Genomic DNA, 24,597 nt, shown 5'->3' on the forward strand with positions numbered 1-24,597 from the left:
ATCCCTGCCTTCGGCCAACATGCTGCTGCCGGCTGTCCTAAATGACGTATTGCGAGAAACACTATGACTGATCTGTTCGACAAAGCACCCCGCGAAGGTCACCAGCCCCTGGCGGCAGCCCTGCGCCCCGAGACCTTGGATGATATCATCGGGCAGCGCGATATCGTAGCGCCGGGCTCGATCCTGCAACGTAGGATTAAAGCGCGCGCTCTGGGCAGCATCATCCTCTATGGTCCACCCGGGATCGGAAAGACAACGATCGCGCGGGCCATTGGTAATATGCTGGGTAAGGAATTCCGGCCGCTGCATGCGACGCGTGATGGGGTGAAAGAGCTGCGGAAGATCGCAGATGAGGCGCGGATCAAGCCCCTGCTTATTTTCGTGGATGAGGTGCATCGATTTTCTGCGACGCAGGCCGATGACCTTCTGTCGATCTGCGAAGAGGGCACGGCGGACTTTGTGGGCGCCACCACCGGCAACCCTTACCACGCTCTACCGCCGGCGCTGGTGTCGCGCTCGACAATCCTGAAGCTTGAGCCCATGAGCATCGAGGAGATGAGCCTTGTTGTTCGGCGGGGGATTGAGCACCTGCAGAGGTCTGGGCATGACATCGAGATCTCGGACGCACATATCCGCTTGATTGCCGGCCGTTCGGGCGGCGATGCGCGCCGGGCGCTGACAACATTGGAAAGCCTGGTACTTGGCCACGATGGTGGGCAGATCATGATTACAGAGGCAATGCTCGAAGAGGCATATGCCGCGGCGCCGGTGAACCATGATCGGCAATCCGATGCACATCACGACACGATTTCAGCCTGGATTAAGTCGTTGAGAGGCTCCGACCCGGACGCAGCGCTGCATTATCTCGCGCACCTCATCCATGCCGGAGAAGACCCGCGTTTCCTCGCCCGCCGGCTGATGATCCACGCCTCTGAAGATGTCGGTCTAGCCGACAACACGGCCCTGCAGACCGCGGTGGCCGCCGCGACGGCTGTTGAGAAGATCGGCTATCCGGAAGCGCAGATTGTATTGGCTCATGCTTGCCTGCATATCGCCCGGGCGCCCAAATCGAACTCCGCATGCCGCGGCATCTCGGCCGCCATGGCTGCGGTGCAGTCACAGCCTCCAGTGGTCGTCCCAAAGCATCTGCGCGATGCGCATTACAAAGGCGCCGAGGCTCTGGGACATGTGGGCTACAAGTTCCCTCACAATGATCCACGTGGCTGGGTCGAGCAGGAGTATGTGCCCGGGCTGCGTCGCGGCACCTATTACCAGAGCGATGCGCGCGGTGGGGCATCGTTTGAGAACCGCGCCGATGAGTTCTGGAAGCAGGTTACGGGTAAAGTTCAGCCGAAAACATTCGGCTGAACTCTATCCGGGCAGAAACAACACCGTCAGATCTTGGGTGAAATCTCTTTGAGGATCTGCTGCAGCACCCAGGCTCCCATCCCAAAGTGCTCATGACCGGTCTGATTGATATGGGAGATGCCGTTAATGGCATTCTTCAGGTCATGACCGAGCACAACGTTTGATGCTTTTCGCATCATTTGGCGCCCGTGCTCCGTACCATAGCCAGCCTCATGAAGAACCAGCAACTCGAGAAATCCAGGGGATTTCGATATCTCCTGGATGACCTCGCGCGGTACATCCGTGATGTCTTTATATCCCTCTTCAGGCACGAGGTGGGGCGGGATACCAATGCCGAGTTTTGCAGCATCCGAGATGCGCTCGAAGAAGTTCGGCTCATCCTCCCCGAAGAAGCTACGTACGCCCTCCACAATTCCCCAAATAACGTCCCGCCTGCTTTGCGCTGAGAAACCCGGACTATCCGGGGATAAAGCATATGCCTTATATCGCTCGCGCATCGTCATGTTTGTCCGGAGTTTTTGGCGGGGATTGCCGCCTTTGACGGGATCATTAGGATCTTTGAGGTAGCGCAATCCAAAGGACAGATCGAACATCCTCAGCAAAGACCATCGTGCAGTAACTTGAGTTGGCGCCTCCGCGTTTATCTCTTCCTCATGCTGACGCGCGCGCAGGGTGGACCAGTTTTTCAAGCCCTCCATATGGGCGAGGCGTTCAAGGGCCTGCGAATGGCTCATCTCGATGCCGTCTGACTTCAGCATAGTACGGAGGCGAGTTGCCCGCGCCTTGCAGGCGTCAATCGGGCTGACGACATGAGTTGGGCCGCCTTTCAGACGGCGTCTTTTCCAATAATGGTCGAGATACGAATGCTGTGCTGCGGTTGCAAGACTTCCTTCACGACCGCGTTCGACAGCGAACTTCGCCTCATCGATGTCTCGATAGACCCCGTCACGCAGTAAGATTTCAACAGCAAGAACTGCGGATCTTTCCTGGCCGTATCGACCAATGATGAGGACGCGCCTTCCGGGCGTTGTCATCAGGGTTGGCAAGGCGTCAATATCACGTGACAGGTAATCTTTCGGGCAAGGCCATTGTCCCTCTGGGGTTTGGTGCAGCTTGGCAGTGATGACTGCCCTTTGAAGGGCCATCATTGAACTTTTTGTGCCGATGTTTTTTTGCTCTTTGACTGTTGGGATCACAATGATGTCCGTCGGTTTCCAGTCGCGAATGACGGCCAGGTCGGCATCGAGATCACGATCCCAGGCGCCGCGGGGCGAGAACTCCTTCTTGCCGGGGAAGAAGGTGATAGCCAGTGCTTGATCTGTGCGCCCTTCAGGCAGCGCAATCTCTGAGATCAGCAGTGGATGCGTTTCCGATGTCCGGGCTTTTGGTGTGTCAGTCATAATGAAGTCTCCGCAGTAAAGACCCGGCGCAGCGGGCTCATAAGGTTGTTGAAAGAGGCTTGCGCCGTGAGGTTGACCGGGTCCGGGCGCGACATTGCATCGTGCAGATCGAAGCGCTCTAGGAGAGAGGCAATGATTTCCAGGCCTTCGCGACCTTCTTGGGTGCCTGCGCCAGACTGGTGCAGCAACAAAAGTTCAGCAAAGCCAGCTTCTTCGCACATGACGCGCAGCGTGCTGTCCGGGATTTCCAGAGCTGTCCAAAAACCCGTCTCCGGCGCTAAGTCGCGCGGGACGCCGCGGCCAAAGGTCAGGGCATCGCTCAGTCTTTGGACGAGATCAGGAGCATCAGCCCCAAAGATGCCAGTTACAGCCGCGACAAGTCGCGCGGCATGGCGGGCCTGCTCTCGACTGCAACTTTCCCGGACAAGCCTGGGAAAGAGGTTTACGTCAAAGGCCGATGTGCGGGTTTTCCCGGACAATCTTGTTGTTGGATTGGAGGTGTCGTGAGGTGCGTCGTTCGACAGCACAGATTTCGCTCGTGCAAGCATGATTAAGCATCCTTCGATGAAGGGGATCTGGATGGCGATGGACCCGTTGCCGCGCAGATCCCGGACAAAGAGGAGGGCATGACTGCTGACGAAGAAGAGCTTTGTATCGACCTGGTTCGCCATGCCCTTGAAGGGGCGGGTCCGGCAGGCGGGTCAAGCCATACCGGCAGCATAACGCACTCTGCTTTTTTCGCAAAGTCTATTTTCAGGAAAATCAGCGGATGGCTCTATGGAGTATGAGGAGTTGACCGCAATGTGAGAAGCAGCCCCTCATCTATGAGGGCCTTAAGCGCTCTCTTTAAGGACGCGGGCCTTCTGGCGGCCCCAGTCACGCTTCGCGCTCGTCTCGCGCTTGTCGGCTTTGTTCTTGCCGCGCGCCACAGCCAGAGCAAGCTTCATCATGCCGCGGTCATTGGCATAAAGGCGCAGGGGCACCAGGGTCATGCCCTCGCGCTCGGTCTTCATCCGCAGTTTTGCGATCTCGCGGCGTGACGCCAGAAGCTTACGCCGACGTTTCGGCTCATGGGCGAAGGTGGTGACATTGCTCAGAGGCGCCACATAGCTGTTTACGAGCCAAAGCTCACCATCCTCGATCGTGGCGTAGCTGTCGGCGATGCGTGAGCCGCCCAAGCGCAGGCTTTTGACCTCCGAACCCTCCAGAATGATGCCAACCTCGAGATCGTCCTTAATCTCATAGTCAAAGCGCGCGCGACGATTTTCGGCAATCGTCTTACGGGTACAGTCTGTCTTTGTCATGGCGCGGCCCTTCAGGAAAATTCTTGGTGTTCGTTATTTCTTAAATCAGGTGTGTCTTTTGTAAGATCAAGTCATTCTATTAATTTTACTTTTCGCAAACCTATCCCTATTAGGCAAGAGCACATCGCTCGACATCTTTTTGTCGTGCATAACTGTGTTTTTCGCAACACGGAACATTGCCGGTCACATGCCTGGCGCTTAGTATGATGGTATAGATATTTCAGCGCATTGGAGACCTTATGACGACCGCCGAGACCAGGATGTATATCCTAACCGACGCCAATGCGAATAATAACAAGTTCTGGGAAGTTAGCATTGACGAAGCGGAGCAAGTGGTCACGCGGAACGGCAGGGTGGGGGCCAAAGGCCAAACCCGGAAGCTTGGACAGGGCATGGCGCTTTTCAACCGCAAGGTCCGCGAGAAAGAACGCAAGGGCTACAAGCAGATCGATGTGGTGGGCAAGGCCCCTTCAGGGGCTGCAAACAGCGAAGTGCTGGCCACTGCGGCCGAAGAGCAAATCGCCCGCGGCAATCCAGTCATCGCCGAGCTGGTGCGCGAGCTCGCCAAGATCAATAAGCACCAGATCCTGGCGGCCTCAGGTGGTCAGATGGATGTCGACCTCGGCACCGGGATCATCTCAACACCCCTTGGGGTCGTGACCGCCCAGAACATCGAAAAGGCGCGTGATCTCCTGCAGGGCTTTGAACGCTATGTGCTGAGGGAGGACTTCGATGCCCCCGGCTACATTGATCCCCTCGAGCAGTATCTTATGCTGGTGCCGCAGAAGGTGGGATCGCGCCGCGGCTGGCATCGCGACTTCCTGACCGACGCTGACAGCCTCATCCAGCAGTCCTCGCTTCTCGACCAGCTGGAATCTTCGATCGAAATCGCTACGCAGCGCATCAAGGACGCAAGTAAAGAGGCGCCCGAAGCGCCCAATGACATCTTCAATGTGACCATGTCGGTCTGTGAGGATGATAAGGTGCGCCGCCATATCGAGAAGATCTATGAGAGTGGTCGCAACAGGGTTCATGCTTCGCACGGCCTGAAGATGGCCCGCATCTTCGATGTCTCTCTCGGCAGCATGGATAAGGACTACGAGGAGGATGGCGCCCAGCTCGGCGGGGTTTCCGAACTGTGGCATGGTACCCGCGCCCACAACCTCATGTCGATCCTCAAGGGCGGGTTGATCATTCCGAAATCCAACGGCTCGATCCATGTCACGGGCAGGATGTTCGGCGACGGTCTCTATTTCAGCGACCAGTCCACCAAATCCCTGAACTACGCCTATGGCTATTGGGACGGCGGCCGCAGGGATGACAAATGCTACATGTTCCTCGCTGATGTGGCGATGGGTAAGCCATGGCACCCGACTAAGACCGGGTCGTCAGTGAAACCCCCGAAAGGATACGACTCCGTCTTCGCCCGCGGTGGGCAGGACCGGGTCATGAACAATGAGATGATCGTCTACCGGACATCTCAGGCGAGGCTGAAGTACCTCGTAGAATTTCAGAAATAAGGATGCGAAAAACGATGAATGTTGAAAAGATGAACGAGCAGTTCTCGGCTGAGGTCGCCCCGTCGATGGTGCTTCTTGATGTAGCAGGCCGGAAGAACAAGGTCTTCAACGTCGAGCGTGCCAGCGCAGCGCTCGAGGTGGCGGATGAGCTTCAGGATATGGGCGGCGCCGGGAAGATCACCGACTACCTCGACTACTATGACCCAATCGAGAATCTGTTCTCGTTGAACGAAGCTGAGCTTGAGGAGCCCGCCGAGCAGATCCTGGTCTATTACAAATCCAACAGCGGTCGGCCGAAGAAGTCCGAGATCGCGCGTGTGGCCCGCGTCATCGCCAGCAGCAATGTGCGGCAGCCCTATTACACGAACCCGCGCACCGATGAGGAAGGTGATCTCTATGTGACCGGCAATCGTGCGGTGGTTTATTCCGAGACCGCTCCGCGGGACGCCACACATGTGGCTTTCCTGGTATCCACCTCGGTTTGGTACAACCACAACCGCGCCGTGACCTACTGGCCTTTCCATGATGACCAGGTTGAGCTGTTCCTGACAGACATCAACGAGCGCCTGACCGAGGGTAAGGTCTCGATCGCGCGGTAATACTGCCCCGGGCGGCCTTTGGAGGTCGCCCATCCCATATCTCAAGACACGGAGCATTCGATGCCGACAAAATCCTTTCCGACATACGTAGAGTGGCAGCAGCGCCCAGACAAATCTGCCTGGATTTCCGTGGGCGACCCGGACGAAGGACCTCACTTCCAATGCGACTATCTCGGTGACATGGAGAAGGGGCCGGTAAGCTCTGATGATTTCGCCGCGCAGCCGCCGCGCTGGGTTCAAAAGGCCCTCTCATTGGATGCACCAGTTGAAAGCCAAGTGCCAATGAAAGAAACCTTTTCGATGGATGAGATTACTCGCGCGCACTGGGCGCAACTTCAAGACATGCACCGCTCTGCATGCTTTGAAGCTGGTGATCATCCTGATGAGGTTGATACGGCGTTCTCCGCAGGAGCGGATGCCATTCAGCGCCTGGCAGCGATCGACGCTCGGGCAGAGGCTGAGAACGAAATCGAAGAAGATAGTCCAGTTCTGGCGTAGTGCGAAAAAGTTGAGTAAGTTGTAAATTAATCACCTCTATTTCTATCTGGAGATCGACATGAATCTGACATTCGACGCCGAACACGCCCGCGCTCTGTTAGTAATTTCTGAGGAGTCGACCAACCGCCGACCAAATTTCGAACAGCTTCACGAACCTCAGTTCTGGCGCGATGATATGGCGCCGGAGCGGCGGGCCGCGCTGCAGAAAGAAATCGACGAGAATGGCTTCGCCATGGATGTGAATATCGATGACATTGATTGCAGCAAGATCCCTGCGGGCTTGTGGCTCGTTGGCGATTATGGCGTATATCTCATGAGCAATGTCACTTCAGAAGAGGCCAAGGCTGCTCCTGTGGCACACGTCTGCTATGCCGATGAGGTCAACCCTGAGAAAATGCCCACGGAAGAATGGCATGATAACAAGGTTGTCATTTTTGGTGGCGATGATGGGGTCGAATTCATCTCAGCTGAAGAATTGGATGGGGCGTTGGAAGGCGACAAGTTACGTTGTTTCATGAGTCCATCTCATATTTCTATCTACAAACGAACGACCCCAGATGATCCCGCAGGAGATGGCCCATCAGCCTAATCACCCCACCCCCATATCTACTCATAAAGAAGGTCCGGATAACCCCGGACCTTTTCTCGTTTCGGCCAAAGAATCTCAAAGAATCGCCCATTTTCGCATTGCACTCACTTTGGCACTGTGCAAATCTCGGTTCAGGAGTGACGATCCCGCTGGGTCCGGCCGCAAGGCTACGGTGAATTCGTTGTTTGATGGCCAGGAGGCGCTTTGCATCTCATGGCATTCATACTGAACCGACTGTGTTTCTTCTTTTCACAGGATCAACGCGTAATGGACCGAACGCCCATAATCAGATCCGTTTTGAAAGGACGACATATGTCGACGAACACCGCCAAACAACACGACCCTCTGCTGAGCTATAAGGCGCAGGCAAAACTTCTTCGCAACATGCTTTCCGAGGACGGCATTGCCATTACCCATGGCGAAGCGCTTGAGCGTACGGCACGCTTGCATGGGGCTGCCGATTGGAATGTGCTCTGTGCTTTGGTCAAGACCGACCGCCCGGTATTGGGTAAAGACCTCGGCACCTATACCGTCGCCGACTGGCAGCCTGACGAAGAGGTTGCCGAAGATGCCCCGCGCGAGATGGACTTCACCATCTCCACACAGGCGGATGGGATCAATATCGGCAATACGACGGATGAGGGCGACTTCCGCGGCCTGAAGCTGGAAATCCAGGACGGCATGATCCGCGTGATGGTCTACGATGAACGGGTGGGGGAGTCCCCGGCGATCCTGAATATCTCTGCGGACGGAAAAGAACCGATCAAAGCGGATCTGCATGATCACATGATCTCCACAGCACATCTTTTTGAGACGCCTGAACCCTAAACAGCAAAGCACCGGGTGAGGTTTTCCTGACCCGGTGCTTCCTTGGGTGCCAAGCGCGCATGGCATAGGCCAGTGGGGCAATCTTGACTGATTGGCATTATCATACCGCGCAGCCGAGGTTTAGGCTAGGCTTGATCCCTTTGCTTTACGCACAGCGCGTTTTTCCTTCCGTGCGTCTCGCTCTGCAATGCGCCGCATGATGCAGTAAAATACGGACATCACCATGCTCAGGCCCACGGCCGCATAGAGCATCAGCATTCCGATGGAGACGAAGAAGCCGCCCGGCCAGAAGATGCCTGCATGGAAACCGGCTTTGAAAATATGCAGGGGGCGATCCATTAACACCCTCAGAACTTCGCTACGTGTCAGCTCAGCCCCGGGCCAAAAACCGTGCTCCCCAAACATACCAGCCCAGAGAATAACCGGCAGGAAGATGATGAAGGGCAGCAGGCAGGTAAGGATTATTGCGATCGAAACGGGCAGATGGACGCAAATACCGCGTGCGTCACGGTCAACGTAGTTCTCGTCGATGAAGTATGGCGGAGGCACAATTCCCCGAGCGCTCAAGAACATGTTGATGAGCATGATCACGGGGGCTCCAGCAATAGCGGACAAAGCCCATGTTCCCGGCCCATTCCACATCGGCAGATCACGGGACACAATTGGTCCAATCTCGAACCATAAGATCTTGATCTCTGCGCTGCTGCCGATGCCGTAGATCAGGCCGGCCATCGTCAGCGCGGCGAGCAGTGTGGACGCGTATCGTGGCCACCAGAACATCATGGTGGCCCAGACAAGGGCCCCAGCTGCGAGGGTGAGGTAAACGCCGATAACGGGCAGGAAATAGATCAGCAATACTGGCACTGCGAGAGCGCCGATAACCCCTCCAAGTGCTCCAGAGGCTTCTATGAAGGCCTCGCTGTTTTCCCGATCTTCCCTGTCGATCTTATCGACCCGGTGCTGCAGCTCCCAACGAATGGCGTCGCGACCATACTCGCGCCGGGCGCGTCTGATTTCGTCATCTGAGATCATGGAGCGTCCTTCTAAAATACCCCCGTGGGGTGCCTGAAAAATACGGAAAAACTGTGATCTGATTGGTGTTATTCCGGGGCAGGGGTTTCATCCGGCTCCTTGGCCGCTCTGAGCGTGGCACGCAGTTCGATTGCAGCCTTCATGATCGCCGCCCCGATGCGCTTATCTTGTCCGCCATGCTGCACGTCGGCATTCAGATTGCCGTCGCTGATCGCAGTCGCATGTTCTGCGTCGATGATGATGGAGGCCAACCAATGACCGGTCGAGCGCCGCAGGATGATCTCCGGCTCCCACTCCGGCTTATCCCAAACGAAGGAGCGAAACATCTCGATGCTTGCCTCGGTCGCGATGTCGGCATTGTCGAGGTAGGCATAGCTGCCCGTATTGCGTTCGTAGTCATCTTCGGCGGCACCGTAGAGTGGCCATTCCCACCCATGGAGCATCGCAAAGAGCATCTCATTGACTTCATAGGGGTCCTGATTTTTCTCAAGGGCTTCAGAGATTTTATTCCAGGTAATCTCACGGTCCATGATCTGGTCTTTCTTGTGGGTGTTGGAAAACCGCTGCCTTCAAAGCGGCCTCCTAAATTCAGATGAGCGTGACGCCCGCGGCCAGCATCTTGGCCTTCATCTCATCAACGCTGTCCTGCGCAATGCCGCGGCAGCCGGCCTCGATCACCACGGCTTCAAAGCCCATTTTGCGGGCATCCAGCGCCGAGAAGCCGACACAGAAATCCAGCGCGAGGCCCACGAAGACTGCACGCTCAAAGCCGCGCTCGCGCATGTAACCGCCAAGGCCGGTCGGGGTCTTCTGGTCGTTCTCCATGAAGGCCGAATAGCTGTCAATCTCCGGGCGGTAGCCCTTGCGGATCACGGCCTCCGCGCGCTGCTGAAGTGTATCGGGCAACATCAGCTCGGCGCCGGGGGTGCCTTGCGCGCAGTGGTCAGGCCAGAGCACCTGTGTGCCATAAGGCATCTCGGTGGTCTCGAAGGGGGCCTTGCCTGCATGGGTCGAGGCAAAGCTCGAGTGCCCAGCGGGGTGCCAGTCCTGTGCCATTACGAGGTTGTCGAACTTTTCAGCGACCTCCTCGATCACCGGCAGGATCGCATTGGCATCTGGCACCGCCAGGGCACCGCCCTCCAAAAAGTCACGCTGCACGTCGATGATGACCAGAAGGTCTGTTTTCTTGGGTGTGAAATCCATCATGGATCTTCTCCTGTTTGCCCTCATGCCTCTGTGACACGGGGTGGTTAAACCGGCTGCGCAACCGCCCTCAGGGCGCCTCGCAGCTCGGCGGGGATTACAGGCGGGATCTGCTCATCATGTGCATCCATAGGAAAAGCGCCGCGGGCATGCCGGCGCCCATTATGAATGAAATAGCCGCAAACCGTGCCAGGCCAGAGTATTCAACCTCAGGGACATAGAAAACCTTGAGGAATACGAAGGCAGAAGTTGCCATCACGACCGTGAGGAAGACAGCAAAGGCGCGATCCATAAAGCGATCAACCTTTGCTTGGTATTCGGGGGGTACTTTTGTCATGATCATTTCTTCACATTTCGAGTTCTGTTTCGGTGGCTGCTTCTGGTGGGAAGGTAAGCAAGCGATCCATCATATGCTCGCAGATGTCCTTTCCGTCCTCCGTCAGGCGCACGATTTGTACGCCCTCATCGCGGCGTTCGACATGCACCAGGCCCCGATCTTCGAGCGACTTGTAGGTCGCGCGGTCGTAGGTGGTCTCATGGGGAATTCCGCTCTCTTGAAGAAGCGCGGTTTGGCACATGCGAGCGACCATGGCGCTCGAGAGGTTCTGCTTTTTGATTGTGATTGGGTCGCCTTCCAAAGCAGCACGACCTTCGGGCGTGATTTCGAAGCCAGGCCCATTGTCAGAGATGGGTGCTTTCTGGACCACCATTCGATCCTTCACAAGGGTTTGCAGAACCGCCTCAGCCCACTCAGTTTGAGCTTCGGCGGATGTGCCGCTCCCGATAAATTTCCGAGCCACCATGCCAAATTCGCAGGAAGGCAAAGCAGCGCCCGTAGCATTGAGCTTCTTGAGTACGAGATAACGGTCTTTTGGCATTTTTTGGGTCATGTCTATCTTCCAAGCTAAACTAGGTATGCGTTTCTGGATATTGGACGATCTCAATCATAATCATGTTGCGGCGCAATGACGACGTCTTTCCCCATCAGTTCGCTGGCTTTCACGCGCCCCTCTTCCGTAAGGCGCACATGCTGCCAGCTCCCGGGGCGCCGTTCGATGGTTACAAGATTGCGCGCTTCGAGCGCCTCAAGGGTGCTGCGGTTTGAGCAGGTCTCGTAAGGATAGCCCTTCTCTTGACGCTGAGCCGTGTAGATAAGCGCGTTATGCATGTTCACGCTCAACTTGCCGCTGCGCTTGATCTCAGCTGGTTTCTGCGCGAGTGCCGCGCGGCCGGCGCTGGTGATCTCGAAGGCTTGTCCCATGTGGGTTTTCGCACCACTCCGGCGGGTATACTCCGCCTTCTCAAGGTCGCGCAGGATGGGTGCGGCCCATTCCCAACGGCCATGGACGATTGTCGCGATATCGGCAAAATCCCGGCTGAACAGAGGATCAGTTTCCCCAGCAAGTTTTGTCAGCACGGCATGTCGGTTCTTGGTCATTTTGAACGGCATCTCAGTCTCCAAGGCTCTTTGCGTTGTCAGCATCCGTCCGCGGCCGCCACTTGCCGTCGGCGCGCAGGATGTAGACGGTATCCTCATCTCCATCCCGAATGCCTTTGGTCCCAATTGGGAAGTCCTTGGTGTCTGGCCAGAATTCCTCAGTGTCTGAGAGGTCAATCGCATCACGCAGATGGGGCGGATATTCCCATTCGTAGAAGTCCCAGAGCTTCGCCGGCACCATGTCGCGCCAATCCCGATCGCGTCGCTCGATCAATGTCCGAACCTCGGACGAGGAGATGGCGATGTGCAGCTTGCGGTCGAGGATATGGATGCGCTTGCCGGTCTCAAAGCTTTCCCAAACATCAAAGAGACCCCGGCGGTAGGTGGGGCTGCCCTTCAGAGGTGCAAAATGATCTTCATACCAGCGTGCCTCATGTACCGAGCCTGCGTAGAGATCGGTGGGTTCGGGCAGCTGGTGGCTGGCGATGCGGTCAAAGACATAGTCCGCCCAGTCCGAGGATCTGTCCGTGGCGCCAATGTCCTGCAGAAAGACCATCGAGAAGGCGTCGCCCCAAGCACCTTGCTGGGCGCGCTTCTTCTGGTCTTGGGTCAGCGGGTTGCCGAACTCGCCGGACTTCTGGCTGGAGCCAAAGCCGATCACGTTGCGGGAGTTGTCGAGCATCATTTGCGCTTTCAGCGCGCCGTGGCCGAGGTGTTCGACCTGGCCTCTGGTGATCATCAACCCGGTGCGGTCATTGCCGATACGGGGATCTACCTCAATCTTCTTGCGGGCCATTTGGCTTCTCCTTTTCCATCGCGTCGCGCGACGAATTGGGTTGTGGGGTCGCGACGCCGCCGAAGCAGTGCCCGATAACGGTAAGGTATGGTCTTTTTCGCAGAGGGTCAATTCTTAAATTGCATTTTGCAAGTTAATTTGAAGGGGTATCACGTGTATATAGGATTTCGCACACCTATGTGATCATCGAATGAACAGTAGCGAGCGCCCCATGATCTTATACCACGCCACGCGAAAATCCTCCCTGGACAGCATCATGTCCGAGGGGCTTTCACCGTCCTATTACGGCGCCATCCATGGCTCTATGGAATATCCTCTCCCGAAGCCCTGCGTGTTTCTCAGCAGCCAGGCGAACAGCGAGAACCTGAACACCGCGCTGTTTGAAGAGGGCGAGGAGGAGGTTGTTGTCCTGACGATCGACGCCGCGGGCCTTGATGAAGACGCCTTTCACTGCGACGACTCCCTCTACAGCCTCATCGATGGCGAGCATCTCGAATACGTGGAAGACGCCGCAGATCTGCGTGAAGCCGCCGAGGAGTTTTCGGAAGCTTACAACCTCCCAAAGGCCGCGGTCCGCAAAGCCTTCAAGACGCTCATCGATGGAGAGGATGACAGTCTCTACCAGTCGGTGCTGCGCGGCTTCTGGCGTGAAGCGCTCGAGGTCGACAAGGTCGTATCCTATGCCGGTGTGATAGCCCCTGAACGCATCCTGGCCGTGACACCCTATGCGGAGGCGAACAGAGCTGTCATGGAAGCCGCTGAGCCGTCAGAAGACGATCTGTCACCTGAGCCCTAAAGAGATCGAAGCCCGGATCAGTAACCTTGGCGGGCTCTCCGGCGCTGTTCAGTAAGCTTGTTGTGATAGTGGTAAGTCGCATCCCCTTTCGGAGATAGAGCCAGAAGATTGCGCGTCCGGAAGGCATCGTGGTCGATCTCGACTTCATAGAGCAGACCGATCTTCACCAGCTGCATCAGCGTCCGATGCGCAAGCCCCTTTTCATCGTGGCTCTTGGAATGGGCGATCAGTCTCCAGCGCGGCTCTTTCCCGAAGTCGTAGGAGACCTCGTCCTGCATGTAGACGGCCGTCTTGGGTGTCTCGTGCTCATGCTCTCTGAGACCCCACTTATGAAGGCAGATGCTATAGAAAGCGCCATGGATTTTGTCGCTGATGTCGTCTCGATCGAGAGGCGTGGGGTCATTCGGATCAGTGGCGGCATTTGGCTTTCTAGGTTTTCCCGTGACCTTGCTTTCACCTAGTGGGTTGCGGCCGCTGGCACGGTCCTCAAAGCCTTGCTGGTAGGCGCGCTCCATCGCGCGCGCCATCTCACCGTTGATATCAACCGAACGGCCGAAGTCTCGCTTTTGCTTGACCGCTTGGGAAATGTCTCGCGCCCAGGCTCTGAAGGTTTTGCTGCGCGTGTTTGCTGGCGCTGGTTTATCCATCATCGCCCCCCCCGGACTTTGTCTTAGCTGGTCGTCTATGAGTAACGATGCACAGAATACTGATCAGTACAACGGCGTCTCTGTCCGCGACGGCATCGGTACTGCATCCTTAAGCCGCAGGATCTCCAACTTCATCATCAGCGCCGACAGGTGACCTGTCATTGGTTGGGTCTCGACCAGCTGCATAACCTCTTCGCGCGGCAGGATGCGGCGCCAAGTCTGCTCGGCTTCATCATCCATGCCGAAAACGCCATTTCCCAGACCGCTGAGATCAGCTGTGGCCAAGATCATGGTCACGGTTTCGCTGGATCCGCCGGGCGAGGGCAGGGTGGTAAACTCGGCGATGATGTCGCTCTCGGAAATCTCGACGCCGGCCTCTTCGCGCGCTTCGCGGATCGCCGCATCAACGGGATACTCATCTTCATCGATCATCCCGGCAATCGGGCCCAGGCTGAAACTCTGCTCACCTTCCATCCCGGCCGCCAGGTTGCCGATGCGGAATTCCTCGACACAAAGCACCGTATCGCGCTCGGGATCATAAAGAAGCACCGCGGCGGCATGGCCGCGCTCGAAGTTCAGGCGCTTGAACTCGAAGTCGCGTCCTTCGGCTTCCTGGCGCAGGCTGTATTCATCAACCTTGAAGAACCCGTCATAGACACGTTTGACTTCGTTGACGGTGACTTTGCGGTTCTGGCTCATAAGCTTCTTCACCTTTCAGGCTTTGGATTGATAGGGCTGGGCGTGGCTACGCTGGTGCCATGCTTTGTCGTCTCGGTACCGCATTTTCTGATGCTCCAGAGAAAGGTCCAACATCACGTTAGACTGCCAGAAAAGCCATTCGTCGAAATCGCTCTCCTCGACCGCCGCGGCCCCGGCCGAATTGCGCTGGGCGTCGCGCATAGGCGCAATCATGCGCGACCTCGATCGGGAAGGGGCGCACTCCCCATCTCACCGGTTACCTGCACCTCAATTCCGGGCAGACGGGTTCCAGCCGGATTGCCGAGGATGACATTCAGCTTATCGCGTGCCTCGGCGCGGTGGTCATGGTCCCTCGTGTTCACGAAGGTGCGTTTCGTCACTTCACACACTCTCCGCACAACGGTGACATCGACAGAGGTGCCACGATAGGTGGCGATGGCCGGCGCAGCCTGAGGCACGACGGGGTGAGAGACATCGCAGTGAATGCAGGGTCGAGCGCGCATGGAGCCTCCTTTGAATGTCACAGCGTACTGCCACCGAGGCTTTTGACGTAGGCTTTGAACTCCGCCTCTTTCTCCTTCGGCACAGCAACAGTGAAGACCGTCTTGCCGGTCGTCTTGCGCCAGCGCCGGATGAGCTTTGCGAGATCGTAGCCCGCGCCATCCGTCGGGTCTTCATCATGCCCCTGATAGAGTAAAGGTCCCAGGTCATCGGTGTCATAGGTCAGCTCGACATCAGGCTCATCGTCAAAAAGGTCATGATCCCAATAGAAATCATCGCCAGGCCAATCCTCATCCATCCAGAGCTTCAGCTCACCGCCTTTAATCTTCATGGCTGGTAATCCTCTCCATTGTCTTGTGCTGCTGCTTCTGCCGCGGCTTCTGCCTCGGCATGCCAGCGCATAATCATAGGGTTCGCCGCCGAGCGCGGCAGGGCGTTGGTCGACCGGTCGGTCATGCCCGGCAGGGTGCAGGTGATGTTCCAGCCCTGTACGGGGTCCTTCTCCCAGCTGGCCACTTCGACTTCGGGGTTGCCGGTGATAACGATACGGCCGTTTTTCTTGAACTTGATGCGGTTGAAGTCAGGCATCACGCGGCTTCTTTCTTCTTCTCGATGCGACCTGTCAGGATCATATTCTCCAGCCAGATGAGGCAGGTGGCGGTAAGACCATTGGCGATGCCGCCCATGACCTTCTCTTCGGCCTCCTCGAGGGACATCAGGCGCACGGTAGTATGCTCATGCTCCCCAGCTTCGCCGAATGTCTCGCCATCCTTCACCTGGCTCAAATCGGCGATCGCCAGGTAGTGATGGATGATCTCGCTCGACCCGCCGGGGGAGGGGAGCGTGCGCCGCGGGCCATAGAAACACTGTCCGGCCAGATTGATGCCAGCCTCCTCCTTGCCTTCCCGGATAACTGCGTGCATGGGCTCTTCGCCATGATCGACCATGCCCGCGATGGGCGAGAGCGCAAAGCATTGCTCGGCCGGCAGTCCCGCGGCGATGTTGCCCGCGCGCAGCTCTTCGATCAGCAGAACCTTGTCGAGGGCCGGGTCATAGACCAGGACACAGGCCGAATGGCCGCGCATGAAGACCTCGCGGGTGTAGCTGCCCTCGACACCGGTCGAGCGCAGTGTCAGCTGATCGACCTGGTAGAAGCCGTCGAACTTGGTTTCCTGGCTCTCGATGGTGAAGCTTTTGGTCATGAGGTTCTTTCTGTGTGTAGTGTGGCTGGCTTGTTTATATTTATGCGCTGCGACGTTTTTCACAATGTCGCCTGTGGTTAAACTTGAGGTTTTGACTGCTTCGCCGCGGCGTATTTCTCCGGCCGTTTGATAGCATCGCAATCAGCGCCCCCGAAGTCGCATGTACAGGCCTCACAGCGCTGCGGCTGCCAATCCGGTGAAGCCGAAAGAAAACCCAGCCGGAAGGCGTCGCTGAGCATACTCGGCGTGTCGACCTCCATGCCATGGGCTTTGAGGCGCGCCACGATTTCGGGTGTATTGAACTCAGATTTGTTGTGCAGCGTCATGGCAACGTCTCAAATTTATTTACTCCGAGAATTATATGTGAAACTATATATACACAAGAGTGACGAAGTGTGAAAGTTTATGTCCAAATCCTCCACGGCGCTCCAGTCGCTACCAAATTTAGCAGTACGCTCAATCACCACCCTTGGCGCCGATTTGCGCATTGCAAGAGAGCGACGCGGCGAGAGCTTGCGCGCGATGTCAGCGCGGATGAATGTCTCTGTGCCCACTCTAAGGCGCATGGAGGCTGGCGATCCGGCCGTATCACTCGGGATATACGCTACGGCTTTGTGGCTGTTCGATCGCGTCGAGCAATTAGAAGCTTTGATGGACCCTCATGCAGATGCATATGCGACACGCCTTGATATCGAGAGATCCTCTCGAGCGCGCCGAAGGTCCTAGTCATTCCACCATCCACTCTTCTTCAACAAGCGCCAGAGGTGCTGACGGATAATCCGCCGGGCGTCCGAGCCAGGCGTTTCCCTTGCGCAGCCCTTCTTTGCGGTGATCATGATCATCTGGGTGATGATGCATGGCGCCGCAGGAGGCGCATTCCCGAAAAACGTGATGCACCGAGACGAACATGCTTCCCACTGCCATGAGGCGCGGCTCGGAGAAGCGCCCGACCATGGCAGGCTCCCGGCAGATTTCGCAGCCGAGGTTCTCGAAGTCCATATCCTGAATAGCGGGCTGAATGACGCGCAGCCGCTCGATGCGCTCACTGCCGATCATACCGCCGGGCCAGCGAATGCGCGCTCTTCCGGTGTTGTCGACCGAGGTCACCTCTCCCCGTCGGCCAGGTTCTGTCACCCGCTCCACCTGGCTGCCTTTGGTGACCTCGTAGATCACCGGTTCATCCGGGTACTCGAGGACGCGCAAGCCGGAGATAGAGCAGGCGTAGGCGAGGGAGGGCGAGAAGCGCACGAAAACGCCACCCTCATACTCGGAAGGCCCCTCCACGACGCCGGTCTGGAGAGGCTCGCTGATGCAGGACACCTTGGTGCCCTGCGGAAGAGTTTTCTCTGCGATGATGCTGCTCATGGGATCACCGCTGCGCCTTATCATGGGCGCAAGTCTGGCACGGCCGTGCTTCGGCACTCGCGCGCTGCGCCTCCGTCATGACATTCCATGCAGTAGCGGAGAATGTCCGCGCCCCACAGCTACATGAACGGGCGGAATTGTCCTGGTTAAGGGTGAGGTTTGGCATTGGTTTCTTCCTTTCTCGGCCAGACGATCTCGGGTGTGTTCTGTTTCGGGCTGGGCTTCGCCATGCCCTCCAACACCTTCCGTGATATAATTTTCGCACAGAGAGTGGTGTTGAGCCTCTAATGACCAATCATGTTAACCATCAGCGCTCTCAGAGGCATCTCTGTAGGCTCTGACCAGATTGACCTCGCTCAAGACCTCCACGCAAGCCCCCAGCAGCGTTGCGGCAACGACACTCGCTCCAAAGGCCAGCAACAGCATGCCTGCTGCAAAGGCCAACAGGCACCCCACGATTGAAATACTCATCAGGATTAGACAGATTGCCGCGACACAGTAGGATGGTGCGAACTCATGGACCGCTTCAAGCCTGCCAATGGTTCTTTTAAACAAAGAACACAGAATTCTCTGCATCGGACGTGCCTCAGTGCTCATTTGAATATCCCATGTTTTTGTTTTTCGCGTTTAAGTAAGGCAATTCAAATCTCCTTTTGTTTGACCGGGATGTCTCGATCACTCAAAGCATCCCGGGATATACGATCGCATGCGCGATACTCATTGCGCTCAAGGGCGCTCAGACAATCACATGTGCGTTCTTGACGCCCTCTGCGCCGAAAGTCTCGCGGTAGAAGTCCACCGCATCGGCATCGCCGGTGGCTTTCTCGTAGTTATCCGACAACTTCACAGCCGAGGCCGTCTTGCCGGTGACGTGATCGGTCACATAGCGGACCTTGCAGACCACGGAGATCGGATCGAGCTCGGTGCCGCCGCGCGGATCGCAGTCCCGGAAATCATTGGTCGCCAAGGTGCCCCAACCGTAGCCTTCCTGGATGCGGCCTTTGAACTGCGCGTGGAGCGCGATCATCTGATCAACATCGAGACCGTCCGAAAAGAGCTGCAGCTTGTCGCGCGGATCGACGCAGATGCTTTCCCAGAAGGCGATCTTCTCTTCACCGCCCTCGAAGGGATCCTTGCTGTCTTCGCGGAAGCCGCGCCAAGCTTTGATCTCGGGGAACTCCTCCGCAACACCCTTCAGGAACTGGGTGGTGCCGAAGGTATCGGGCAGGGCTACCAGAAGGTTGCCGCCGAAGGTCTTCTCCCAAAGACGCAGCACATCGTATTGGGCGCGGAACAGATGCTCCTTGTTGCCCGGAGCACGTAGGGCGGTCAGCGCGGCGATTACCATAGGCAGCTCATGGGCGTTGGTGCCGATAGCGGGCAACCCGCGGCGCATGGCGTGCAGCGCATTGGAGGTGCCGATGAAGTTATCGCCCAGTTCTTCGGTCATCGCTTCCAAAACGAAGTCCTGCCAGAGAAATCCGTGACGGCGGCGGGTGCCGAACTCGGCAATGCCCGGCACGCCGGCCTCTTTCAGGCGCTTCAGTTTGTCGACCAGCTTGGCGGTGGCATTGGCATAGAGCACTTTCAGCTCGTAGCGCGACATGCCCGCCATCCCGGCACGGGAGCGGGCCTCATTGAGGATCGACAAGGCGTAGATCTCCCAGAGCATGACTTCGGCCCAGGTGCCGGTGAAGGACAGAGCGAAGTCGCCGTCCTCGCCAATGCCGAGCTCGTATTCGGGAAGTTGGAGATTGCGCAGGAAGTCGATGAAATCGCCGGGGAAGATTCCGGTCTGGCCATAAAAGGTGTTGCCTGCGAGCCAGATCAACTCGCTTTCGGTAAAGCGCAGGGTGCGGACATAGTCCAGCTGGGCGCGCAGGTCTTCTTCGGCGATGACGTCGCGCAGCTTTGTGGTTTTCGCAGAGCGGTTTTTCACCTCGAAGGTCACGACGGTCTTCGGGAATTCCTTCCAGGCAAAGAAGCACATCAGGATCTTGTAGAAATCGGTGTCCAGAAGGGAACGGACATAGGGGTCCATGCGGAAATTGTGATTGTGGACGCGGGTGGCCAGATCTTCCATGGCGATCTCCTTCTTCCATCCCCGGTGGGACGAATGGGGGTTATGGGGTCGCGATCACCGTCTGGGGTGACCCGATATCATGAGATTATGTCGAGGGTAGAGGGAATGCAAGCATTAAGTTGCATCGTGCAAGTTTATATCTGTGTGCCCCATCTAAACAACTTTCAGGGTTGCGAAAAAAATATTGATGCACATATATGAACCAACGTAAAATCACAGATTAGGAATCCAGATGCTTGATATGCTGCCCTCTCGTAAGCCTGAACTTTGTGACAGCATTAAGGAACTCGAGGCCCAGGCATTTAGCGATCAGCAAGCCATTATGGTCCGCGGGATGGCGCGGACGAAAGCTAAGAAGACGTTCAAAAGCTATATTCTTGGCCGTCCAAAAAATCCATTTAAGACTATGGCGACGGAGAGCATGGCGTCGGCCATCGAAAAAAACGGAAAACAGGACCATGGGAAACCTGGTGCTATCGTAAGTTTGCGGGATCTGACCCAAATCAATCCCTCTGTTTTTGTGCCAGTGGTTCTGGATCATGTTTTGGTGGGTAGCATTATTGCGTACCAGGACGGTTCTTGCATCATCGGATATCCAGAGGATTATCTTGGTGACGACGAGCGTGTCCGCATTTGCACCCTGCCATTCTCGATCTCAGGTCGACAACTCAAGCAGCATAGCTCCGATGACTGGATTAAGGTGAAGGTGCGCGCAAGGATGCAGCGCTATACCAAGGATGGACTGGTGGTCCACAGCAAAGCTGGTGAAATCTGTCGACTAGAACAAATTCGCACGTCAGATAATCACTTCTCGGCATGCCAATCTGAGCATTTTCAAGCTGATATCTGTAAAGAAGTAATCGCATTGATTGAGCAAACTGAGAATGAGTCTCCTCAGTTCTCCATTTGCCCAACAAAAATTGGCCTGAAGGACAGTGATGCCGAGACGGATATGATCCGCCTCGCCGTGGGGCCGAGCGTTTCACGCAGTGTTTCTCCAGCGACCTATGCTTGGTTGAGCCGTCAGTCGCATTCAATCTATGATTTACACCTTCCATCAATTTCGCTTACGGTCCCGCAGCTTGCACAAGTTGAAAAAGCTGCGGAGGCTGCGACCTATCTCGCTCTGCACCGTGCTGGGTTTACGGAGAAATACATTCCGGCAGACTTACATGTCGAAGCAGCCGGCGTTTTGCAGGGAGATCGGGCTCAAGTTGTTCTTCGGCAAAGCGCGCAACAGCGTATGGCATGTTACCGGGCTGACATCCAAGGGCATGATAATATTCCAATTGAAAAGCTTGAGGCCTTCATGGTCCAAGTTTCCGAATTGATTGGTCCTATCGCTGATGTCGCGGAATTCTACGGTTTCCAGTTTCTCTATAAACGTGGGTCGATCGGCTCTTGGGCGCCGTTTATCCCAATCTCTGTCTGTCTGAATGAGTTGCTTCAAGATGATTCATATATCGAAACAGGTGAAGACGTACTCGCCAAACGCTTTGAATTCCAGATGCGCAAGACGATGTTGATGTTCGAGTAACCCCGTAAGGCATACGCTGAAGTACATCGTGTTAGTTGCTTTTCGCAAGATGAAAGGCTACAATCATCCTACTCGCTGCGCGGCGGCACAGAGGTGCTGCGAGCCTTGGGCAATCACCCTCGCGCGCAGAGAGTCTAAACCTCTGTTTGTTTGGTACGGGAAGGGTGTGGCTTTGGCCGCACCTTTTTCCTTTGAAGAACTCTTAACCGCATCTGATTTTCACAATGAGCCCTTAGGTTTATCTCAACAATCAAAGGATATTCTGATGACAGTCACCAACAACCGCCCCCGCGACCTCAGCGAGATCAAATACCTCGTAACCCATTCCGGATACTTCCACGCCGATGATGTCTGTGCTGCTGCGGTGTTGCAGACCATTCTGCCAGAGGCCGGTGTTGTGCGGACGCGCGATGCGAGTCTGATCCGCGCATATGAAGAGCAGGCGATCACCTTTGATGTCGGTGGGCGATGTGATCCAGCGGCAGGTTGTTTCGATCACCACATGTCCGGCGCCCGGACACGCAGCGATGGTACGATCTATTCCTCTTTGGGCTTGATCTGGCAAGCCTACGGCCGGGACTACCTCATGGCTCTCGAGATCGACGATGATTTCATCGAAGACATGTTCGCGGCGTTTGACGCAGATGTCGTGCTGCCGATCGACAAGATCGATACCGGCTCACTTTCTCCCGCCCAAATCGGTGAAACCGCGGCCATCAGCCTGCCGGCCGTGGTCGACGCGTTCAATGCGGCCGAACCCGATGAGTCCAACGCACAGTTCATGAAAATCGTGAACATGACGATGACAATGCTCGAAGCCAAGACAATCCAATACCTGAGCATTGCCAAAGATCATCAGATGGTGGCTGAAGCTGTTGCTGATCAGGGCGGGTCGCCAATTCTGGAACTGCCACATTCCGCAGATTTCCAGCCCAGCCTCGACAAGCTTGGCGCCGACCATGTGCTCTATGTGATCCAGCCCAGCTCTTCAGGTGGTTATGGCTTGAGCTGCGCGCGCCCACATGCGGGTACCTACGACAACCTGCGGGACCTGCCTTCGGAATGGGGTGGGCTGACCGGCGCGGCCCTCGAAGAGGCCACCGGCGTGAAAGGTGCCACCTTCTGTCACACTGCGCTATTCTTTGCGGCCTGTGACACGCTGGAAGCCGCGCGTGAACTGGCCAAGCTGGCGCTGCCCGATGATCCTGAGCCGAGCATGTAAACTGCCTTAAAGTGATATTTTGGACAGTTTGCGTCTCTTAAGTGGGAATTTTGGACAGTTCTTGGCCTTAAACGACTATTTTGGTCACTGCCATTGGTCTGCTGTCACACTGCGCTATTCAATTGCGCAGCAGATACTTTGGTCAGCCTTTGCCATTCAGTCGGTGCAGAAGCGGCTTCCCGATCTTGAAACGTGGTATGTACTTCGCTTCCACTTCCACAGATTCACCAGTGCGCGGGTTCCGCCCGATCCGCGCCTCGTATTTCTTCGGTGTGAAGACCCCAAAGCCACGAAGCTCAACGCGTTGGCCTGAAGCCATCGCATCGATTATCTCACTGAAGATGGTGTTAACGATGCGCTCTGCATCCTTCTGAAAGAGGTGTGGGTTATCCTCGGATATTTTGCTGATGAGATCTGATTTAAGCATAGGCTCCCCCGAAAACGCGCGACTGTAAATCTACCGGACAATATGGTGCGTCATCCGTAAAGGTAAAACTCTCATTATTCCAGAGAGATGACATATTTCGCATACGTTAGAGTTCTCTGTTTTCGCGGTGTTCACCTATGCTCACTGGAGCGAATTAATTTTCTTGCGGAGGGAGCCATGTCCTCAGGACTTGAATGCGATATTGTTGGGCTATCCGATGGGCAGTGGTTCTACATCCTTGAGAACTCCGCTACGTCGAAAAACGCCTTCGATTGGCGCGCTGAAGATCCATCTGCGGGTGGGCCTTTCGCGAGCGAGCAGGCGGCCATGCAGGGCTTGATGCGCAAGCACCAAAACCCGGGTGGGTACAACTCGTTTGAGATCACTGTCGAAGAAGCGATCGCCGATCCAAATCTGAAACGCAGCATTGAAAAAGCGATGGGACGCGAGCTGGAATTTCCACCCCTGCCGGAGACACCGGTTGAGATCGGTGCGATCCTCTACGGCAGCGGCCAGCTGCGCAGGCCAGACGGGGCGATCTTGCGGTTCTCCCCAAATGAAGACGGAGCGGCCTCTGTCAAAAGCATGACAAGCTTCAGTCCCAGCGCCGAGGTGCTCGGCACGGCACGCATATCAGCCAAACGTGACGCCGCCAGCATCGTCGTGACACCTGAGGGTGATATGCCGGTAGATTTCATGCCGATGCTGCAAGAGATCGCCGCTGGGCGCTGCAGAGCGGTCTATCCGGGCGAGCTAATGTTCATCAAGGAAATCGAAGACCCTGAGGCTGATCTCAGGCCAGACATGTAAGAAAATAAGGAAACGACCATGAATAAACTTGGCTTCTGGGAAGAGTATTTCCATCGCAAATCCGACGGTATCGGCATGTCAGACCGTTTCCCCAAAACGGCCGCAATTCTCAACACCCTCGCGGACCTCATCCCGGGTGACATCAAGGAATTCGACGATGTGGCAGCGGCGCGCGTTGCAGGCAATGCCGCACTGAAAGGGCTTAATGTAGCGGATATGGCAAACAGTCTATCCTCGGACGGGCCAACCAAGTTTCTGGCTGAGCAGGCCCGCGACCGGATCATCAAGAGCGAATATGGTGAGACCGCCTCGACCGCGGTCAAAGAGGTTATGAAGCCTGGAACCTTCGCTCTCGACACGCTGAAAAACAGCACAAAAACAGCCCTCAGCGTTGCCGTGACCCTTGGTGTCTATGACCTGATGACGAAGGCCGGCGATTACCTGAATATGAAGGACTATCATTGGCATGAGAAGAACGACGTCGAAATGATGAAGGGCTCAGACCTTCATGATGCCGTCGGCGGCCCGGCGCGCGAGCCGAAAGCTGCATTTGATCCCTCGCAGATGACCAACAACCCCTTTGCTGATATGGCGCGGCTGCAAAAGGTTGAAGATCCCTTCTACCCTGAAGAGCCAGAGGTGCCGGCCTTGGATGATGTCGGCCGGGAGCATGAGAATGAACCCGTGCCGGATTGGATCATTCCTCCTCAGGAAAATCGCCCGGAGTTCTGAG

The 24,597-nt window shown here is 56.2% G+C and carries 34 protein-coding genes; 12 read left to right on the forward strand and 22 right to left on the reverse strand.

Annotated features, from left to right (window positions below):
* Positions 1 to 63: 63 nt before the first annotated feature.
* A complete protein-coding gene (locus tag ACGYLO_RS17755; protein WP_394376983.1) occupies positions 64 to 1,368 on the forward strand; it encodes a replication-associated recombination protein A in 1,305 nt (434 codons plus the stop codon).
* A 26-nt stretch (positions 1,369 to 1,394) separates the two neighbouring features.
* Here the strand turns inward: ACGYLO_RS17755 and ACGYLO_RS17760 are convergent, their stop codons facing one another.
* From ACGYLO_RS17760 to smpB, 3 genes are all read right to left on the reverse strand, one after another.
* Complete coding sequence (locus tag ACGYLO_RS17760; protein WP_394376984.1) at positions 1,395 to 2,768, reverse strand: glyoxalase superfamily protein; 1,374 nt, start codon at positions 2,766 to 2,768, stop codon at positions 1,395 to 1,397.
* A complete protein-coding gene (locus ACGYLO_RS17765; protein ID WP_394376985.1) occupies positions 2,765 to 3,439 on the reverse strand; it encodes a hypothetical protein in 675 nt (224 codons plus the stop codon). The genes ACGYLO_RS17760 and ACGYLO_RS17765 overlap by 4 nt, the downstream gene beginning before the upstream one ends.
* Positions 3,440 to 3,601: 162 nt before the next feature.
* Complete coding sequence (gene smpB, locus ACGYLO_RS17770; RefSeq protein WP_394376986.1) at positions 3,602 to 4,072, reverse strand: SsrA-binding protein SmpB; 471 nt, start codon at positions 4,070 to 4,072, stop codon at positions 3,602 to 3,604.
* 239 nt (positions 4,073 to 4,311) lie between these two features.
* Here smpB and ACGYLO_RS17775 point away from each other — a divergent pair, with 239 nt between their 5' ends.
* From ACGYLO_RS17775 to ACGYLO_RS17795, 5 genes are all read left to right on the forward strand, one after another.
* Positions 4,312 to 5,592, forward strand: a complete 1,281-nt coding sequence (locus tag ACGYLO_RS17775) for a WGR domain-containing protein (RefSeq protein WP_394376987.1) — start codon at positions 4,312 to 4,314, stop codon at positions 5,590 to 5,592.
* 14 nt (positions 5,593 to 5,606) lie between these two features.
* A complete protein-coding gene (locus ACGYLO_RS17780; RefSeq protein WP_394376988.1) occupies positions 5,607 to 6,191 on the forward strand; it encodes a hypothetical protein in 585 nt (194 codons plus the stop codon).
* Positions 6,192 to 6,251: 60 nt separating this feature from the next.
* The gene (locus tag ACGYLO_RS17785) at positions 6,252 to 6,689 is read left to right on the forward strand and encodes a hypothetical protein (RefSeq protein WP_394376989.1); all 438 of its coding nucleotides are present in this window, start codon (positions 6,252 to 6,254) and stop codon (positions 6,687 to 6,689) included.
* A gap of 58 nt (positions 6,690 to 6,747) precedes the next feature.
* The gene (locus ACGYLO_RS17790) at positions 6,748 to 7,278 is read left to right on the forward strand and encodes a DUF3085 domain-containing protein (RefSeq protein ID WP_394376990.1); all 531 of its coding nucleotides are present in this window, start codon (positions 6,748 to 6,750) and stop codon (positions 7,276 to 7,278) included.
* Positions 7,279 to 7,590: 312 nt separating this feature from the next.
* Complete coding sequence (locus tag ACGYLO_RS17795; RefSeq protein WP_394376991.1) at positions 7,591 to 8,106, forward strand: glyoxalase superfamily protein; 516 nt, start codon at positions 7,591 to 7,593, stop codon at positions 8,104 to 8,106.
* Between the two features lie 120 nt (positions 8,107 to 8,226).
* Here the strand turns inward: ACGYLO_RS17795 and ACGYLO_RS17800 are convergent, their stop codons facing one another.
* The 7 genes from ACGYLO_RS17800 to ACGYLO_RS17830 form a co-directional block, all read right to left on the reverse strand.
* The gene (locus ACGYLO_RS17800) at positions 8,227 to 9,138 is read right to left on the reverse strand and encodes a hypothetical protein (RefSeq protein WP_394376992.1); all 912 of its coding nucleotides are present in this window, start codon (positions 9,136 to 9,138) and stop codon (positions 8,227 to 8,229) included.
* A gap of 68 nt (positions 9,139 to 9,206) precedes the next feature.
* On the reverse strand, positions 9,207 to 9,668 hold the full coding sequence (locus ACGYLO_RS17805) for a hypothetical protein (protein ID WP_394376993.1): 462 nt from the start codon (positions 9,666 to 9,668) through the stop codon (positions 9,207 to 9,209).
* Positions 9,669 to 9,726: 58 nt separating this feature from the next.
* Positions 9,727 to 10,344 carry a bifunctional nicotinamidase/pyrazinamidase gene (gene pncA, locus ACGYLO_RS17810; protein WP_394376994.1) on the reverse strand — a complete coding sequence of 206 codons (618 nt, stop codon included), beginning with the start codon at positions 10,342 to 10,344 and terminating at the stop codon, positions 9,727 to 9,729.
* Between the two features lie 94 nt (positions 10,345 to 10,438).
* Positions 10,439 to 10,678: a hypothetical protein gene (locus ACGYLO_RS17815; protein WP_394376995.1), complete on the reverse strand. Its 240-nt coding sequence runs from the start codon at positions 10,676 to 10,678 to the stop codon at positions 10,439 to 10,441.
* A gap of 10 nt (positions 10,679 to 10,688) precedes the next feature.
* Positions 10,689 to 11,231 carry a hypothetical protein gene (locus tag ACGYLO_RS17820; RefSeq protein ID WP_394376996.1) on the reverse strand — a complete coding sequence of 181 codons (543 nt, stop codon included), beginning with the start codon at positions 11,229 to 11,231 and terminating at the stop codon, positions 10,689 to 10,691.
* Between the two features lie 50 nt (positions 11,232 to 11,281).
* Positions 11,282 to 11,791 (reverse strand): hypothetical protein, encoded by a 510-nt coding sequence (locus ACGYLO_RS17825; protein WP_394376997.1) that lies wholly within the window; start codon positions 11,789 to 11,791, stop codon positions 11,282 to 11,284.
* A 1-nt stretch (position 11,792) separates the two neighbouring features.
* On the reverse strand, positions 11,793 to 12,575 hold the full coding sequence (locus ACGYLO_RS17830; RefSeq protein WP_394376998.1) for a hypothetical protein: 783 nt from the start codon (positions 12,573 to 12,575) through the stop codon (positions 11,793 to 11,795).
* A gap of 256 nt (positions 12,576 to 12,831) precedes the next feature.
* Between ACGYLO_RS17830 and ACGYLO_RS17835 the strand changes: the two genes are divergently transcribed.
* Positions 12,832 to 13,371, forward strand: coding sequence for a hypothetical protein (locus tag ACGYLO_RS17835; protein WP_394376999.1), 540 nt, complete (start codon positions 12,832 to 12,834; stop codon positions 13,369 to 13,371).
* A 17-nt stretch (positions 13,372 to 13,388) separates the two neighbouring features.
* Here ACGYLO_RS17835 and ACGYLO_RS17840 read toward each other — a convergent pair whose 3' ends face one another.
* From ACGYLO_RS17840 to ACGYLO_RS17875, 8 genes are all read right to left on the reverse strand, one after another.
* Positions 13,389 to 14,021 carry a hypothetical protein gene (locus ACGYLO_RS17840; protein ID WP_394377000.1) on the reverse strand — a complete coding sequence of 211 codons (633 nt, stop codon included), beginning with the start codon at positions 14,019 to 14,021 and terminating at the stop codon, positions 13,389 to 13,391.
* Between the two features lie 60 nt (positions 14,022 to 14,081).
* Positions 14,082 to 14,717: an NUDIX domain-containing protein gene (locus tag ACGYLO_RS17845; protein WP_394377001.1), complete on the reverse strand. Its 636-nt coding sequence runs from the start codon at positions 14,715 to 14,717 to the stop codon at positions 14,082 to 14,084.
* Positions 14,718 to 14,732: 15 nt separating this feature from the next.
* Positions 14,733 to 14,930, reverse strand: a complete 198-nt coding sequence (locus ACGYLO_RS17850) for a hypothetical protein (RefSeq protein WP_394377002.1) — start codon at positions 14,928 to 14,930, stop codon at positions 14,733 to 14,735.
* Positions 14,927 to 15,220, reverse strand: coding sequence for a hypothetical protein (locus tag ACGYLO_RS17855; protein WP_394377003.1), 294 nt, complete (start codon positions 15,218 to 15,220; stop codon positions 14,927 to 14,929). Before ACGYLO_RS17855 ends, ACGYLO_RS17850 begins: the two co-directional genes overlap by 4 nt.
* Positions 15,221 to 15,237: 17 nt before the next feature.
* Positions 15,238 to 15,549 carry a hypothetical protein gene (locus ACGYLO_RS17860; protein WP_394377004.1) on the reverse strand — a complete coding sequence of 104 codons (312 nt, stop codon included), beginning with the start codon at positions 15,547 to 15,549 and terminating at the stop codon, positions 15,238 to 15,240.
* Positions 15,546 to 15,806 carry a hypothetical protein gene (locus ACGYLO_RS17865; RefSeq protein ID WP_394377005.1) on the reverse strand — a complete coding sequence of 87 codons (261 nt, stop codon included), beginning with the start codon at positions 15,804 to 15,806 and terminating at the stop codon, positions 15,546 to 15,548. Before ACGYLO_RS17865 ends, ACGYLO_RS17860 begins: the two co-directional genes overlap by 4 nt.
* On the reverse strand, positions 15,806 to 16,420 hold the full coding sequence (locus ACGYLO_RS17870; RefSeq protein WP_394377006.1) for an NUDIX domain-containing protein: 615 nt from the start codon (positions 16,418 to 16,420) through the stop codon (positions 15,806 to 15,808). Before ACGYLO_RS17870 ends, ACGYLO_RS17865 begins: the two co-directional genes overlap by 1 nt.
* 77 nt (positions 16,421 to 16,497) lie before the next feature.
* The gene (locus tag ACGYLO_RS17875) at positions 16,498 to 16,746 is read right to left on the reverse strand and encodes a hypothetical protein (protein WP_394377007.1); all 249 of its coding nucleotides are present in this window, start codon (positions 16,744 to 16,746) and stop codon (positions 16,498 to 16,500) included.
* Between the two features lie 79 nt (positions 16,747 to 16,825).
* Here ACGYLO_RS17875 and ACGYLO_RS17880 point away from each other — a divergent pair, with 79 nt between their 5' ends.
* Positions 16,826 to 17,146 carry a helix-turn-helix domain-containing protein gene (locus tag ACGYLO_RS17880; protein WP_394377008.1) on the forward strand — a complete coding sequence of 107 codons (321 nt, stop codon included), beginning with the start codon at positions 16,826 to 16,828 and terminating at the stop codon, positions 17,144 to 17,146.
* Here the strand turns inward: ACGYLO_RS17880 and ACGYLO_RS17885 are convergent, their stop codons facing one another.
* The 3 genes from ACGYLO_RS17885 to ACGYLO_RS17895 all read right to left on the reverse strand — a co-directional run bounded on the left by ACGYLO_RS17885 (position 17,147) and on the right by ACGYLO_RS17895 (position 19,868).
* The gene (locus ACGYLO_RS17885) at positions 17,147 to 17,785 is read right to left on the reverse strand and encodes a hypothetical protein (protein WP_394377009.1); all 639 of its coding nucleotides are present in this window, start codon (positions 17,783 to 17,785) and stop codon (positions 17,147 to 17,149) included.
* A 300-nt stretch (positions 17,786 to 18,085) separates the two neighbouring features.
* Positions 18,086 to 18,361: a hypothetical protein gene (locus tag ACGYLO_RS17890; RefSeq protein ID WP_394377010.1), complete on the reverse strand. Its 276-nt coding sequence runs from the start codon at positions 18,359 to 18,361 to the stop codon at positions 18,086 to 18,088.
* A 160-nt stretch (positions 18,362 to 18,521) separates the two neighbouring features.
* Complete coding sequence (locus tag ACGYLO_RS17895; RefSeq protein ID WP_394377011.1) at positions 18,522 to 19,868, reverse strand: nicotinate phosphoribosyltransferase; 1,347 nt, start codon at positions 19,866 to 19,868, stop codon at positions 18,522 to 18,524.
* A gap of 232 nt (positions 19,869 to 20,100) precedes the next feature.
* On the opposite strand from ACGYLO_RS17895, the gene ACGYLO_RS17900 reads away from it, so the two are divergent.
* Together ACGYLO_RS17900 and ACGYLO_RS17905 are read left to right on the forward strand one after the other, a co-directional pair.
* Positions 20,101 to 21,405 (forward strand): hypothetical protein, encoded by a 1,305-nt coding sequence (locus tag ACGYLO_RS17900; RefSeq protein WP_394377012.1) that lies wholly within the window; start codon positions 20,101 to 20,103, stop codon positions 21,403 to 21,405.
* Between the two features lie 265 nt (positions 21,406 to 21,670).
* Positions 21,671 to 22,627, forward strand: a complete 957-nt coding sequence (locus tag ACGYLO_RS17905) for an MYG1 family protein (RefSeq protein WP_394377013.1) — start codon at positions 21,671 to 21,673, stop codon at positions 22,625 to 22,627.
* A 142-nt stretch (positions 22,628 to 22,769) separates the two neighbouring features.
* On the opposite strand, the gene ihfB is transcribed toward ACGYLO_RS17905, so the two are convergent.
* Positions 22,770 to 23,054 (reverse strand): integration host factor subunit beta, encoded by a 285-nt coding sequence (gene ihfB, locus ACGYLO_RS17910; protein ID WP_394377014.1) that lies wholly within the window; start codon positions 23,052 to 23,054, stop codon positions 22,770 to 22,772.
* 87 nt (positions 23,055 to 23,141) lie between these two features.
* On the opposite strand from ihfB, the gene ACGYLO_RS17915 reads away from it, so the two are divergent.
* Complete coding sequence (locus tag ACGYLO_RS17915; protein WP_394377015.1) at positions 23,142 to 23,864, forward strand: hypothetical protein; 723 nt, start codon at positions 23,142 to 23,144, stop codon at positions 23,862 to 23,864.
* Positions 23,865 to 23,882: 18 nt separating this feature from the next.
* Positions 23,883 to 24,596, forward strand: coding sequence for a hypothetical protein (locus ACGYLO_RS17920; protein ID WP_394377016.1), 714 nt, complete (start codon positions 23,883 to 23,885; stop codon positions 24,594 to 24,596).
* Position 24,597: the final 1 nt, after the last annotated feature.

Origin of the sequence: Sulfitobacter sp. 1A13353 (assembly GCF_043557255.1) — a bacterium.
GTDB lineage: Bacteria > Pseudomonadota > Alphaproteobacteria > Rhodobacterales > Rhodobacteraceae > Sulfitobacter > Sulfitobacter faviae.